Here is a 13497-nt window from a genome sequence, read left to right on the forward strand (position 1 = left end):
GCGGCCCGTCCCACAGATGGAGAACACGATAAGCATGGCCAAGAGGACGGACCCGCAGTCGCCTGCGCCGCACGCTGCCGACAGCCACGACCTGATCCGCGTGCACGGCGCGCGCGAGAACAACCTCAAGGACGTCAGCATCCAGATCCCGAAGCGCCGGCTCACGGTGTTCACCGGTGTCTCCGGCTCGGGCAAGAGCTCGCTGGTGTTCAACACGATCGCGGCCGAGTCGCAGCGGCTGATCAACGAGACGTACAGCGCGTTCGTGCAGGGCTTCATGCCGAGCCTGGCACGGCCCGAGGTCGACGTGCTCGACGGCCTGACCACCGTGATCACCGTCGACCAGCAGCGGATGGGCGCCGACCCGCGCTCCACGGTCGGCACCGCCACCGACGCCAACGCGATGCTGCGCATCCTCTTCAGCCGCCTCGGCAAGCCGCACATCGGCCCGCCCAGCGCGTACTCCTTCAACACCGCGTCGGTGAGGGCGAGCGGTGCGATCACCGTAGAGCGGGGCAACAAGACCAAGGCGCAGAAGGCGACGTTCAGCCGTACCGGCGGCATGTGCGTCCGCTGTGAGGGCCGGGGCGCGGTCTCCGACATCGACCTCACCCAGCTGTACGACGACTCGAAGTCGCTCTCCGAAGGCGCGTTCACCATCCCCGGCTGGAAGTCGGACAGCCAGTGGACCGTGCAGGTCTACGCCCAGTCCGGCTTCGTCGACCCGGACAAGCCGATCCGCGAGTACACCAAGAAGGAGCTGCGGGACTTCCTCTACGGGGAGCCGGTCAAGGTGAAGGTCAACGGGGTCAACCTCACCTACGAAGGGCTCATCCCCAAGATCCAGAAGTCGTTCCTGGCCAAGGACAAGGAGGCGCTGCAGCCGCACATTCGGGCCTTCGTGGAGCGCGCCGTCACCTTCACCGTCTGCCCGGAGTGCGACGGAACCCGGCTCAGCGAGGGCGCCAGGTCGTCGAAGATCAAGCGGATCAGCATCGCGGACGCCTGCGCGATGGAGATCCGTGACCTGGCGGAGTGGGTACGCGGCCTCAAGGAGCCGTCGGTCGCGCCGCTGCTCACCGCGCTCCAGCAGACCCTCGACTCGTTCGTCGAGATCGGCCTCGGCTACCTCGCGCTCGACCGGCCCGCGGGCACCCTGTCCGGCGGTGAGGCGCAGCGCGTCAAGATGATCCGCCACCTCGGGTCCTCGCTCACCGATGTCACGTACGTCTTCGACGAGCCCACCGCGGGCCTGCATCCGCATGACATCCAGCGGATGAACGAGTTGCTGCTCCGCCTGCGGGACAAGGGCAACACGGTGCTCGTCGTCGAGCACAAGCCGGAGATGATCGCCATCGCCGACCACGTCGTGGACCTCGGGCCCGGCGCCGGTGCGGCGGGCGGCGCGGTCTGCTTCGAGGGCACCGTCGAGGCGTTGCGGGCCGGCGACACCATCACCGGGCGGCACCTGGACGACCGGACCATCGTCAAGGAGACGGTGCGCGAGTCCAGTCACGCACTGAAGATCCGCGGCGCGACGGCGAACAACCTGCGCGATGTCGACATCGACATCCCGCTCGGCGTGCTGACGGTCGTCACCGGCGTCGCAGGATCCGGCAAGAGCTCGCTCGTGCACGGTTCGATCCCGGCCGGCGAGGGCGTGATCTCGGTCGACCAGAGCCCGATCAAGGGTTCGCGACGCAGCAACCCGGCGACGTACACGGGACTGCTCGACCCGATCCGCAAGGCGTTCGCGAAGGTCAACGGCGTGAAGCCGGCGCTGTTCAGCGCCAACTCCGAGGGCGCCTGCCCCACGTGCAACGGCGCCGGCGTGATCTACACCGACCTCGGCATGATGGCGGGCACCGCCACCACCTGCGAGGACTGCGAGGGCAAGCGGTTCGACGCCTCGGTGCTCGACTACCATCTCGGCGGCCGCGACATCAGCGAGGTCCTCGCGATGTCGGTGACCGAGGCCGAGGAGTTCTTCGGCGCGGGCGAGGCACACACCCCGGCCGCACACCGCATCCTCGAACGGCTCGTGGACGTCGGGCTCGGCTACCTCACCATCGGCCAGCCGCTGACCACCCTGTCCGGTGGCGAGCGCCAGCGGCTCAAGCTGGCGACCCACATGGGCGACAAGGGCGGTGTGTACGTCCTGGACGAGCCGACCACGGGCCTGCACCTCGCCGACGTCGCGCAACTCCTCGGCCTGCTCGACCGGTTGGTGGACTCCGGCAAGTCCGTCATCGTCGTCGAGCACCACCAGGCGGTTATGGCGCACGCCGACTGGATCATCGACCTCGGCCCCGGCGCCGGCCACGACGGCGGCCACATCGTCTTCGAAGGCACCCCCGCCGACCTGATCGCCGACCGCTCGACCCTGACGGGGGAGCACCTGGCGGCGTATGTGGGTGGGTGACTGAGGTCTCCGTATCCGCCTCTGCCCGCCCCACTTGGCGGGGCGGGCAGAGGATGCCGCGGGCTTCGCAAGACAGGCAGTGAGGGAGTCAACTCCCAGTCCCTTGGCTGCAGTTACGCCGCCTCGTCCTGGCGGTGTTCGACCACGAGGAACGTGTCGCTGTCGAGGTCCATCACCACCGTGGCAGCGCGGCCACGCCTCCTGAGCTGAGCCGCATACTCCTCGGCCGGCCAGGAACCGCGCGGGCCACCGGCAGGAAAACGCCCAAGCACCGACATCGGAGCAACCTCCCCTTCGAACCGTCACTCGTACGGTGCGCCTGCCCTCGAATCGTCAGAGCATGCCCCCTGTGTTCCCCCGTGCTTCCCGTGCGACGAGCCCGAGGCTCGGGTCGATACCCGCCAAGTCACAACTGGTGTCCCACAGTTGGGCCGCCACGGTCGTGTCGGTGAGATGGCTCCACAACTGCTCGCAGCGCGGTTTGCCGCGCAAGCCGAAGACCCGCGGTCCCCACAGCCGGCCACCCGCGATCCCCGGATCGAGAACGGCTCTCACCGCGGGCCATGCCCCGGCGTGCTTGCCCTGGAGGACGACACCTGCGGGCAGGCCGCGCAGTCGCTCGCCGGCGGTGCGCACATGTATGGGTGGCCGCGAGGGGGTGAGTGTGTCCAGGGCGCCGCCGGGGTGGACCACCACGCTGGACACCGCGCTGCCGGACGCGCGCAGCCGGCGGTCGAGTTCGAGGGCGAAGTACATCTGGGCCAGCTTCGACCGCCCGTACGTGCGCTTGGGCCGGTAGTCCTCGGCGGATTGCAGGTCATCCAGATCGAGCCGCTCGGACTTCGCCGCGAAGCTGCCCACCGTCACGACGCGGGCGGCCGGTGCGGCCGAAAGCAGGGGTGCGAGCCATCGGGTCAGTGCGAGGTGCCCGAGGTGGTTGGTGGCGAACATCAGCTCGTGCCCGTCCCGGGTCTCGCGGCGCGGCGGATCGTCGAGCGCCACCCCCGCGTTGTGGACCACCGCGTCCAGATGGTCCAGCTCCAACGTTTCCACAGCGGGTCGCAAGGACGTCAACTCGGCCAGATCCAGGCGCACTTGGCGAATCCGCGCACCAGGAACCCGGGACCGGATGGAGACCGCGGCGGCCTCGGCCTTCGCCGGGTTCCGGCTGCCGAGCACGACGGTGGCTCCGGTAGCGGCGAGCTGCTCCGCGACGAAGTATCCGATGCCGGCGTTCCCACCGGTCACCAGGAAGATCTTGCCCTCGGCGCGCGGGGGGCGATGCACGTCCCATGGTTGGGGCTGGGGTGCGGTGGGCCTCATGGACGCTCCTTGAGCCGGGGAAGCGGGAAGTGACGGGGCGCGGGCGGGGCGGGTTGCCCCACGACCGCGGTGCCCTCAACCTCACACCCCCCACCGACAGCTCACCGATGGCTCACCTACACGCGGCGACACCCCGGGTGCCGAAACGCCGGACGGTCCGCGCTCGCAGGGCGGAAAGCCGACATACCTATACGATCTCGGCCGCACAGGGTGCCGCGCGTTCGGGCCCCTCCACAAGCCGCCGCGATGCGGCGGGATGCGGAAGGAACGCTCCAGCGATGAGAACAAGGCTCGCCCGTTCGGTGACCACACTCGCGGCCGCTGTCGCGCTCGTGACCGGGAGCGCGGTCTTCGCCTCCGGCGCGCAGACACGGACCGGGCCGGACACGGCCGGGGTGCGCGCCGCGCTGCAACGCGTGATGGCGGCAGGCGCACCGGGCGCATTCGCCGTGATCCGGGATCACCGCGACCCAGGGCTCGACCGGACGCTGACCGTCGGCGAGGCCGACCTGGACGGCACACCCATGCGGGCGGATGCGCGCTTCAGGGTCGGCAGCAACACCAAGATGTTCACCTCGGCCGTCGTGATGCGGCTGGCCGAACAAGGCCGTCTCGATCTGGACGAGCCGTTGCGCGACTATCTGCCGGCCGGGACGCTGCCGAAGAACTGGCCGATCACCGCACGCCAGGTCCTTGAACACCGCGCCGGAGTCTACGACCACATCAACGATCTCCTTGAGCAGGGCGGAGAGGAGACCACGGCCGCCTTCGAGGCGCGCATCCGCAACACCGTGTACGAGCCCCGGGATCTAGTGGCCCGGTCGGTGAAGCACGGGTTGCAGTACGCGCCGGGAACCGCCTACGCGTACTCGAACACCGGTTTCGTCCTGTTGGCGCTGGCCGCCGAGCACCTCACCGGGCGCCCCTACGCCGAGCTGTTGCGCGAGCAGATCTTCGCGCCGCTCGGGCTGCGCCGGACGTCCTTCACCGTGCCCGCGAAGCGCATCGCCGGCCGGCACATCACGGGCTACCTGACCCATGACGACCACCGCAAGCCGCTCCTGGACTCGACCGAGCAGACCGCTTCCTGGATCTGGAGCGCGGGCGGCATCGTCTCCTCCGCGCGCGACCTCGACCGCTTCCTGACCGCTCTGCTCGCCGGGAGCGCCGGAGGGCTGGTCTCGGACGACTCGCTGCGGCAGATGACCAGGGTGCTGCCCACGGGCACGCCGAAGATCGCTTACGGGCTCGGGATCCGGCAGATCTCCCTGTCCTGCGGCAAGGTGCTCGGCCACGGCGGAATCGTCCAGGGCTACCAGTCGCAGGCGTTCTCCACGCCGGGCGGGGAGCGCACGGTCGTCGTCTTCGCCAACGCCTCCAACAACGGTGCCGTGACGGAGGGGCTGATGGACACGCTTGAGCCCGCGTTCTGCGGCAAACGATCGGCTGTTGCCCCGCGCCACTCGCGCACCGGAGACGCGCGGGATGCCCAGGTGATCCCGGCCGTCGAGGACGCGCGTCTCTGAGAGGCGCGCCCACCTTGTCCATCGGGCCTTGTCTATCGGGCCCCCGGCTCGGCCCCCGCCGGGACTTCGTAGATCTTCCCGTCGACGCCGGACCGGTAGAGCTTGCCCGCCGAGAACCCGCGGTCGCCGTGTCCGTACGTGATCTGGGTGGAGAGGTACAGGCCCGACTGCACGGAGCAGAGCGTTCCCTGTTCGGCCCGCCAGATCTGACCGGCCGCGTGGGTGGCGATCAGGGGGCGGCCCCGGCTGTCGAGGGTGAGGCCGTCGGGGAGGCCGAGGGTGTCGGACGGGCCGGTGGGGATCCAGCGTTCGGGGTGCGCCGGGTCGTCGGCGGGGATGCGGTACAGCGCCGGGGCCGGGGTGGTCTGGATGACGTACACCTCGTCGCCCTGCGGGGAGACGGCGATGCCGTTCGGCATCAGGACATGGGCCCAGGCCGGGTCGACCCGGCCGTCGGGTGTGACGCGGCCGATGTTCCGGCCGCCCACGGTGGTGGTGTAGACGGTGCCGTCGGGCGCGAGGGCGACTCCGTCGATGCCGCCGAGCCCGGAGGCGTACGTGCTGACCTCGCCGGAGTCCGGATCCACCAGGAGGAGCTTCGAGACCGGGAAGAGGTCGCCGGTGAGTGAATGACCGAGGTCGTTCCCGGTGCCGACGAGAAGCCGGCCGTCGTCGCGGACGACGATGCCGCCATTGGCGCCGATATCGCCGGTGAGGGCCACGGGAGCGCTGCCCGGTGCGTCGATGCGGTAGACGCGCCCGGTGAAGTAGGCGGTGGCGAACATGCGGCCCTGCTTGTCGACGATGATCGACTCCGCCCAGTCGGGTACCTGCGCGACCTGCACCGGTGGCGCGGCCGCAGTCGTCCCGCACGAGGGCGCCGCATGGGCGGGGGCCGGTGGCAGCAGAGCCGCGGCGGCGGCCAGCGCGACCGCGAGCAGCGCGCGCGGCCCCCGTATCGAGGTGCGGGGCATGTTCGTCGGCCTCATCAATTCCCTTCCCTGCGCTGGCTGTTGGGCAACACTTCGGCTCCGGGATCTTCCGGCACTGTAAGAGTGTGCGTCAACAGGGGGCAGGGCGAGGGGAGTTCCGCCGACTTGTCGGTGAGCCGCTGATGTGTGGCTGAGACGTGCTGTCCCGGGGCCGGAGGGGACTCAGTGGCGGCTTCGGTTGCCGATGAGGAGGCGGTAGAGGATGAGCACGATGACCGAGCCGACGATGGCGGCGATCCACGTCGAGAGGTGGAAGAACCCGTTGATGGAGTGGACGTGGAAGATGACCTTCCCGAGCCACCCGCCGAGGAGCCCGCCGACGATGCCGATGACCATGGTGACGAGGCAGCCGCCCGGGTCCCTGCCGGGCATGATGGCCTTGGCGATGGCGCCGGCGAGAAGGCCGATGAGGATCCAGGCAATGATGCTCATGGTGAGTCCCATCCCAAGGTCGGGGTGCCCGCGCCGGCGCGGTGCAGGAGGTGGGCCGTTCCGGGTGGCCGGGGGCCTTGTCTGGAAGAGTGCCCCGGTCGGGAATCGCTATGCCCGCCGCATCGCCCATTGGGGGGGCATCGGTAGTGCATGGGGAGCAGTCGCGCCCGCTGAGCGGTGCCGCTCCGGGCAGTGCGCCCGCACGTCACCCCCGCTCACCGCGCCATACGGTCCCTCCCGCCGACCGGCGTCCGAGTGGCGGGTTCGCCCCGCGGCCGGACGGCGGGACACGGCATTTCCGTGTTTGACGTGCGCCTTCCGAGGAACGCGGCGACACGGTCGCCGAACGCCCCTCGGAGCCGACCGCCCGCGTCGCGCAGCTCGCGTTCACATGGATGGACCGGCGCCCGGGCACTCAGCCGTGCGAGACGGTGAGCTTGTAGAAGGCGATCCGGGCGCCCTTGGTCGTGCTGCTGGAGGACGACTGGTTGTACGAGCCCGCCTTGAAGTACTGCTGGTAGCTGTCGAAGGAGGACGGGATCGCGTAGTGGGTGGTGCTTCCGTCGACCGTCAGGTCGATGGTGTGACCCCCGGAGACGCCGATCGTGTAGCTCCACTTCGTGCCCACCGGTACGTGGCCCACCGTGCGGGTCGTCTGCCCGCCCGACGGTGAGTTCTCCGTGCCCAGGACGATGTCGCCGTTGGCCCGGTAGTAGAGCTCCACCAGTGGTTTGGTGGACGGGCCGCCCTTGCCGAGGTGGATCTGGCCGACGCAGACGTTGGACGTCACCGACACCACGCGCAGCGTCGCGTTCAGCCGGTGGGTTCCGCCCAGCGGCCAGTTCGCGGCGCTGCCGTCGCGGTTCATCTCGCGCAGTTCGGAGCGGGCGTAGTGGGAGTTCGGCGTGGTGACACCCTTTTCCGGCGCCCAGAACGTCATCGCGCCGTCGTGCGAGTCGCTGTAGAAGTACGCGTCCTGGAATCCGTTGGCGCCCTGGAGCCGGGACGACGGGATCGTGGTCGGCGACCCGGGCGAGCCCACCGGCTCCTGGAGCTCCCACACCGACAGGTCGAAGGTGCCGCCTGGCGCGACCGACGTGTTCGGGAGCGCGTGGGTGGCGCTGTTCTTGCCGGGAATGCTGTTGCTCTGTGCGACAACTGCCTTGACCACAGGGCTTGTTGAGGATGCGGGGGCAGCCAAGGAAAGGGTGCCGACGGCGACGGCAGTGGCGGTGAGGGGCAGGAACAGGGGGCGTATGCGCATCAGGGGGCCTTCTGGTGGGGGGTGTTGGTGACCGGGCGGTTGGCGGGAGCGCTGACATCTCCCCGTCGTGTTCCGTATGTTGAACGCCGTGCTCGTTTATGAACGTGGAAACCGTAGGGCCCTGGTGTGGGCGCGTCAATAGAGCCGGGGTCCGCCGTTCGATGAACCGCGGACGGGGTACCCGGGGTGACATGGCATCAGGACCTCGGCTCCAGCGGCGTACCTGGCAGGCGGCGGTGGCCCGTGCGGCCGTGCTGATCGCTGGGTTCGTCTGCATGGTGGCGTTTGCGGTGGTGCTGGCCCGGGCCACCCTTGTCCCGTCACCCGCGTCCGTCCGGCTGACGCACACCAACCTGCGTCCGGGCGACTCGGTACGCGCCTATCTCGCACAGCCCGACTGGCGGGACGCGGTGAAGCAGGTCGGCGGCAACGTGTTGCTCGGCATGCCCTTCGGGGTGCTGCTGCCGGTGCTGTTTCCCTGGACGCGCGGCCTCGTACGCGTGGTTCTGATGACCGCGTTCGTGATGTTCACCGTCGAGGCGGCCCAGGGCCTGTTGGTCACGGGCCGGGCCTTCGACATCGACGACGTCATCCTCAACTCGCTTGGTTCCTTTGCCGGTTACCTGCTCCTGGGCCGTTGGCTCGGCCGAGCCCTGCACCCCCGGCGTCACCATTGGTGGCAACGTCGCCCGGCCGACTCCGGGGCTCCTCCCGACACCAGCGGGTCGAAGTCGCGCCTGCCCGCGATCCTGCGGGCGGCGCGCAAGCCGGCCCGGTGAGTCGCCGGGCCGGCTGTGGGGTGGTACGGGTCCCGGGCACACCTCCATCGGTAGCCGCACTCACCCCGTACTGCTCACCTCGTACTCCTCACTCCGTGGTGATCCCGGTGATGACCGCGTCGCCGAGTGGAGCCTCGTCCTCCGCGTAGCCTGCCGTCCGCAGTGCGGCGGTGACCGTCCGGCGAGCCTCGCGCTCGGCACCCTCGGTGTCGTCGGCCTCCACTTCGAGACGGATGCTGAAGGCCGACGACCCGCTGTAGAAGGTGAGCATCTCCAGGTGCTCCGCCTCGCCGACGGGGGTGCCGCGCGGGTCGGCGGGGCGCAGGGCGCGTTCGAGGGTCGCGGTGGTCGCCTCGGTGCGCTCCGCGAGAAGGGTTCCGGGGATCGTTACGACATAGGTGGTCATAGAGCTACGGGGTGCCCAGCGAGCTCCCTTCGTACACCCCGGAGTACCGCGAACGGAGTGCGGCACGGGGCTGGGCGGGCCTTCCTCAGGCCGGGCGACGGGACGGGGTGACCTGCGCGATGAGCAGGGCGATGTCGTCGTGGCCCTGCGGCGGGGGCAGCGCGGCGAGGAGGCGGTCGCAGGTCGCTTCCAGGGGCAGCCGGTGGTGGGTGAGCGCGTCGAGCAGGGCGCGCAGCCGGTCGTCGATGGGCTGGTCGCGGGTTTCGACGAGGCCGTCGGTGTACAGGACGAGCCGGTCGCCGGGCGCACAGTCGACCGTGGTGGCCTGGAAGGGGACGCCGCCGACGCCGAGCGGCGCGCCGGTGGGGAGTTGCAGGAAGCGGGGGGCGCGGCCCGGGCGGTCCCAGATGGGCGGCAGATGCCCGGCGAGGGCGATGCGGCAGTGCGTGCGGTGCGGGTCGTAGACGGCGTACACGCAGGTGGCGGTCGTCTCGTCCAGCTCGCCGGTGATGCGGTCGAGGTGGCGCAGGACGTCGGCGGGGTCGAGGTCGAGGCCGGCCAGCGTACGGGTGGCGGTGCGCAACTGCCCCATCGTGGCGGCCGCGTTGATGCCGTGCCCCATCACGTCACCGACGACGAGCGCGGTCTTGTCGCCGGCCACGGGGATGGCGTCGAACCAGTCGCCGCCGGCCTCGCCGATGGCGGCCGCGGGCTGGTAGCGGTAGGCGACGTCGAGCCCCGTGGGCTGGGGCGGCTGGCGCGGCAGGAGGTGGCGTTGGAGCGAGAGGGCGGCGTGGCGCTGCTGTTGGTACCAGCGGGCGTTGTCTATGGAGACGGCGGCCCGGGTGGCGAGTTCGAGGGCCAGGACGGCGTCGTCGTGGGTGAAGGGCTGCGGATTGCGGGCTCGTTTGAGGTCGAGGGCGCCGAGGACCTCACCGCGCGCGATCAGCGGGACCGCCAGGTAGGAGTGCAGGCCCGCGCGGTCGAGGAGGGCGGCGGCCTCGTCGTCACGGGCGATGTTCGCCAGATCCCCCGGCCCGACGTGGCTGATCAGGACCGGCCGCGCCGTGGTGACGCAGCGGGTGACCAGGCGCTCCGCGTTGTACTTCGCGATGTTGCCCGGGGGATCGGCCGCCGCCCGGAGCGCCTCGGAGGGATAGGCGGACGCGACGGCCAGGGCGCGGATGGACACGGGCCCCGTCGAAGGGGCCTTGGCGGCGCCGTGGCCCTCCAGGACGGAGTCGAGGAGGTCGACGGCCGCTATGTCGGCGAGGTCGGTCACCACGAGGTCCGCCAGCTCGTGGGCGGTGCGGTTCAGGTCGAGGGTGGTGCCCACGCGCACCGACGCACGGGCGATCAGGTCGAGGCGTCTGCGGGCCTCGGCGGCCTCGTTCGCCGCGTGGTACTGCTCGCTGACGTCCACGACCGACGTCGCGACGCCGAGGACCCGGCCGGCCGGGTCCTCCAGGCGGTAGTACGACACGTTCCAGGCGTGCTCGGCCGGATCGCCGAAGGTCCGGCCGATGGCCGTCTCGTCGAGCAGCGGCACGCCCGTCTCCAGGACCCGCCGCATCACGGACTCGATGTGCGCGGTGTCCAGGAACGGCAGGGCGTCATGGACCGTCCGCCCCATGTGATCGGCGGACGTGACCCCGTTGATCCGTGCCAGCGCCGGGTTGACCAGGACGTAGCGCAGGTCGGTGTCCAGCACCGCCAGGCCGATCGGCGACTGTGACACGAGGCGCACCGAAAGGGCCAAGTCGCGCTCGACGGCGCGCAGCGTCGGCTCGTCGGTGGCGATTCCCAGCGCGTACAGGCCGCCGTGCTCGTCCTGGAGCCGCATGTTGCGGAACTCCACCATCCGCGTGCGGCCGTCCTTGTGCCGGACCGGGAAGACGCCCGCCCATGTCCCGCCGCCGCTCATCACCCGGGCGAACAGGTCGAGGACCTGCGGGCGGTGCTCCTCGGCCACCAGGAGCTTCGCGGCGGAATGGCCGAGGGCCTCCTGCGCGTCCCAGCCGAACAGCTCGTGGGCCTGCGGGCTCCACAGGGCGATCCGGCCGGTCTCGTCCAGGACGATGGCGGCGACCCCCAGCACGTCGAGGAGCCCGCCCGGCTCGGATGCGGCGACACGCAGCGGACCGAGCCGCTCCCCGAATACCTCGGATGCGTTCATCGTCGGCCCTTCGTCAGCCCACCAGACGCCTCACTCCTGTCTCAGCGCCTTCACCATCTTCTCCCGGCGCGCGGAGATCGGCAGAGGAGATCCGGGAAGAGAGTCGGGTCGCGCACGCTGAGTAACCGCCTCGGGTGCCGGGCCACGCCCGAGGCAGTGGGACGGTCAGCGCGCCCGGTCGGGCTGCGCCTCCCGATCCCGCGCAGGCGCGGCTTGGTGGTCCTGCGCCTGAGGCTTCCCGCGCTGCTCGTCGTGCTGCGCCAGGACCGCGAGGAGAGGGGCCACGGTCAGTCCGGCCTCGGCCGGGTGTCTCAGGGGCGTGCCCGGTTCGATGCGGTACGTGTTGGAGCGGCCGTGCCGGGTGTGGGAGAGGTATCCGGCCTCCTCCAGATCGGCGATGATCCGCTGGACGGCGCGCTCGGTGAGCCGGCAGTGCGCGGCGATGTCGCGTATGCGGGTCGAGGGGTCGTCGGCGATCGCGGCCAGCACGCGGGCGTGGTTGGTGAGGAACGTCCAGCCTGCATGCGGTTCAGGTACGGCACCCATGCCCCCAGGGTAGGACGAGGCATTCGCGCAAACAATCAGGCGAAACACCTTTCACGAATCACCTGTCGGTCCCCCCTCGGGGCGGCATTCGCCCGCGCCGGTCATGGTGAAGCGGATCACATCGGCGGGGTGTCACGTTTCTTTGGGGCGAGGTGTCTCGATGGGCGTGCGTGGACAGGTGAGCAGGCATGAACAGCGAAGAGAGGTCTGGTGGGATGCCGGGGTACGCATGCGCGGCAGCGGGGGAGGCGGGTCGTGACTGAGGACGCCTTCAGCGAGCACCGCCCGCTGCTGTTCACGATCGCCTACGAGATGCTGGGCAGCGCCGCCGACGCCGAGGACGTGCTTCAGGAGAGCTATCTGCGGTGGAGCGCGGTCGACCCGGCCGAGGTCGAGCATCCGCGCGCCTACCTGGTGCGCGTGGTGACCCGGCAGTCGCTCAATCATCTGCGTGCGGTCAAGGCACGGCGCGAGGAGTACATCGGCACCTGGCTGCCCGAGCCGATCCGCACCGGACCCGCGGTGAGCGAGGACGCGATCCTGGCCGAGTCCGTGTCGATGGCCCTGATGCTCGTCCTGGAGACGCTGAACCCGACCGAGCGCGCGGTGTTCGTGCTGCACGACGTGTTCGGCTACAGCCACGGCGAGATCGCCGCCTCGATCGGCAAGACCGAGGTGACGGTCCGTCAAATCGCCCACCGGGCACGGCGGCACGTACACGCGCGGCGTCGGCGCTTCGAGCCCGAATCCGAAGCCACCCGCGAGATCGTCCGGCGGTTCCTGCTCGCGACGTCGACCGGTGAGATCCAGGCGCTGATGGATCTGATGGCGCCCGACGTCGTCCAGATCGCGGACGGCGGCGGGAAGGTGACCGCCGCGCGCCGCCCGATCACCGGCAGCGAGGAGGTGGCCCGGTTCGTCCTCGGTGTGGCCCGTACCAGCATCACCCCCGACACCCGGATCGAGCACGCCACGTACAACGGCATGCCCGCGGCGCGGTTCCTCACCGACGGCGAACTCGACTGGCTGGTCGCCTTCGAGATCCACGACGGGCGGATCACCGGCCTCTATGCCGTGCGCAACCCGGACAAGCTGCACCGCGACGACGCGGTGCGCCCACTCGACAGAGGAGTGCACTGACCGTGGAAACCATGACCGTCGAGCGTGTCATCGACGCCCCCATCGACGATGTCTTCGCCTGGCTCACCACGACCACCAACTACGAGCGCTCACCCCTGGTGCTGCGTTGCCGGCTGACCCGGCGGGGCGAGTCCACGCCCTACGGCGTGGGCGCGGTGCGCAGCCACCTCTGGGCGATCGGCTGGCTCAGGGAGCGCATCACCCGTTACGAGGCGCCCTACACCACCGAATACGTCGTCGAGCGCAGTGTGCCGCCGTCCCGGCACGAGTTCGGCAGCATGACGTTCACCGAGGTCGGCGGGGGCACCCGGGTCCACTGGACCACCCGCGCGGAGATGAAGCTGCCGGTGCTGGGCCCCGTCCTGACCCGGGTCCTCGGGCGGCCGATGATCACCCGTTCCTTCGCCGGCATCCTTGGCGCGGCCGACGCCGCGCTGACCCGACAGCCGCACGGGAACCGGAAGGTGACGAAGCGTCAGCGGCCCGTGTGA

General features: G+C 70.4%; 13 protein-coding genes. 5 read left to right on the forward strand and 8 right to left on the reverse strand.

Annotated features, from left to right (window positions below):
• Nucleotides 1–28: 28 nt before the first annotated feature.
• Nucleotides 29–2422 carry an ATP-binding cassette domain-containing protein gene (locus OHA17_RS37455; protein ID WP_406510919.1) on the forward strand — a complete coding sequence of 798 codons (2394 nt, stop codon included), beginning with the start codon at nt 29–31 and terminating at the stop codon, nt 2420–2422.
• Between the two features lie 113 nt (nt 2423–2535).
• Here OHA17_RS37455 and OHA17_RS37460 read toward each other — a convergent pair whose 3' ends face one another.
• A complete protein-coding gene (locus OHA17_RS37460; RefSeq protein ID WP_406510222.1) occupies nt 2536–2700 on the reverse strand; it encodes a hypothetical protein in 165 nt (54 codons plus the stop codon).
• Nucleotides 2701–2755: 55 nt separating this feature from the next.
• Nucleotides 2756–3745 carry an SDR family NAD(P)-dependent oxidoreductase gene (locus OHA17_RS37465; protein WP_406510223.1) on the reverse strand — a complete coding sequence of 330 codons (990 nt, stop codon included), beginning with the start codon at nt 3743–3745 and terminating at the stop codon, nt 2756–2758.
• A gap of 278 nt (nt 3746–4023) precedes the next feature.
• On the opposite strand from OHA17_RS37465, the gene OHA17_RS37470 reads away from it, so the two are divergent.
• Nucleotides 4024–5271 (forward strand): serine hydrolase domain-containing protein, encoded by a 1248-nt coding sequence (locus OHA17_RS37470; protein WP_406510224.1) that lies wholly within the window; start codon nt 4024–4026, stop codon nt 5269–5271.
• 32 nt (nt 5272–5303) lie between these two features.
• Here the strand turns inward: OHA17_RS37470 and OHA17_RS37475 are convergent, their stop codons facing one another.
• The 3 genes from OHA17_RS37475 to OHA17_RS37485 all read right to left on the reverse strand — a co-directional run bounded on the left by OHA17_RS37475 (nt 5304) and on the right by OHA17_RS37485 (nt 7959).
• The gene (locus OHA17_RS37475) at nt 5304–6260 is read right to left on the reverse strand and encodes an SMP-30/gluconolactonase/LRE family protein (RefSeq protein WP_406510225.1); all 957 of its coding nucleotides are present in this window, start codon (nt 6258–6260) and stop codon (nt 5304–5306) included.
• A 165-nt stretch (nt 6261–6425) separates the two neighbouring features.
• Entirely contained in the window at nt 6426–6695 is a 270-nt protein-coding gene (locus OHA17_RS37480; RefSeq protein ID WP_398876987.1) for a GlsB/YeaQ/YmgE family stress response membrane protein, read from the reverse strand.
• Between the two features lie 415 nt (nt 6696–7110).
• Nucleotides 7111–7959 carry a polysaccharide lyase family 7 protein gene (locus OHA17_RS37485; protein ID WP_406510226.1) on the reverse strand — a complete coding sequence of 283 codons (849 nt, stop codon included), beginning with the start codon at nt 7957–7959 and terminating at the stop codon, nt 7111–7113.
• A gap of 191 nt (nt 7960–8150) precedes the next feature.
• Between OHA17_RS37485 and OHA17_RS37490 the strand changes: the two genes are divergently transcribed.
• Entirely contained in the window at nt 8151–8738 is a 588-nt protein-coding gene (locus OHA17_RS37490; RefSeq protein WP_406510227.1) for a VanZ family protein, read from the forward strand.
• Nucleotides 8739–8826: 88 nt separating this feature from the next.
• Here the strand turns inward: OHA17_RS37490 and OHA17_RS37495 are convergent, their stop codons facing one another.
• From OHA17_RS37495 to OHA17_RS37505, 3 genes are all read right to left on the reverse strand, one after another.
• Nucleotides 8827–9144: a hypothetical protein gene (locus tag OHA17_RS37495; protein WP_406510228.1), complete on the reverse strand. Its 318-nt coding sequence runs from the start codon at nt 9142–9144 to the stop codon at nt 8827–8829.
• Nucleotides 9145–9229: 85 nt separating this feature from the next.
• On the reverse strand, nt 9230–11320 hold the full coding sequence (locus OHA17_RS37500) for a SpoIIE family protein phosphatase (RefSeq protein WP_406510229.1): 2091 nt from the start codon (nt 11318–11320) through the stop codon (nt 9230–9232).
• A 165-nt stretch (nt 11321–11485) separates the two neighbouring features.
• Nucleotides 11486–11866 (reverse strand): helix-turn-helix transcriptional regulator, encoded by a 381-nt coding sequence (locus tag OHA17_RS37505; RefSeq protein WP_406510230.1) that lies wholly within the window; start codon nt 11864–11866, stop codon nt 11486–11488.
• Between the two features lie 255 nt (nt 11867–12121).
• Here OHA17_RS37505 and OHA17_RS37510 point away from each other — a divergent pair, with 255 nt between their 5' ends.
• Together OHA17_RS37510 and OHA17_RS37515 are read left to right on the forward strand one after the other, a co-directional pair.
• Nucleotides 12122–13006, forward strand: a complete 885-nt coding sequence (locus OHA17_RS37510; protein WP_406510231.1) for an RNA polymerase sigma-70 factor — start codon at nt 12122–12124, stop codon at nt 13004–13006.
• Between the two features lie 2 nt (nt 13007–13008).
• The gene (locus OHA17_RS37515) at nt 13009–13497 is read left to right on the forward strand and encodes an SRPBCC family protein (RefSeq protein ID WP_406510232.1); all 489 of its coding nucleotides are present in this window, start codon (nt 13009–13011) and stop codon (nt 13495–13497) included.

Source organism: Streptomyces sp. NBC_00212 (genome assembly GCF_045206365.1).
GTDB lineage: Bacteria > Actinomycetota > Actinomycetes > Streptomycetales > Streptomycetaceae > Streptomyces.

Coding starts and splice junctions, on each gene's coding strand:
- OHA17_RS37460 (WP_406510222.1), bottom strand. CDS start 2,700: ATGTCGGTGCTTGGGCGTTTTCCTGCCGGTGGCCCGCGCGGTTCCTGG.
- OHA17_RS37490 (WP_406510227.1), top strand. CDS start 8,151: ATGGCATCAGGACCTCGGCTCCAGCGGCGTACCTGGCAGGCGGCGGTG.
- OHA17_RS37500 (WP_406510229.1), bottom strand. CDS start 11,320: ATGAACGCATCCGAGGTATTCGGGGAGCGGCTCGGTCCGCTGCGTGTC.
- OHA17_RS37480 (WP_398876987.1), bottom strand. CDS start 6,695: ATGAGCATCATTGCCTGGATCCTCATCGGCCTTCTCGCCGGCGCCATC.
- OHA17_RS37470 (WP_406510224.1), top strand. CDS start 4,024: ATGAGAACAAGGCTCGCCCGTTCGGTGACCACACTCGCGGCCGCTGTC.
- OHA17_RS37475 (WP_406510225.1), bottom strand. CDS start 6,260: ATGAGGCCGACGAACATGCCCCGCACCTCGATACGGGGGCCGCGCGCG.
- OHA17_RS37465 (WP_406510223.1), bottom strand. CDS start 3,745: ATGAGGCCCACCGCACCCCAGCCCCAACCATGGGACGTGCATCGCCCC.
- OHA17_RS37495 (WP_406510228.1), bottom strand. CDS start 9,144: ATGACCACCTATGTCGTAACGATCCCCGGAACCCTTCTCGCGGAGCGC.
- OHA17_RS37485 (WP_406510226.1), bottom strand. CDS start 7,959: ATGCGCATACGCCCCCTGTTCCTGCCCCTCACCGCCACTGCCGTCGCC.
- OHA17_RS37505 (WP_406510230.1), bottom strand. CDS start 11,866: ATGGGTGCCGTACCTGAACCGCATGCAGGCTGGACGTTCCTCACCAAC.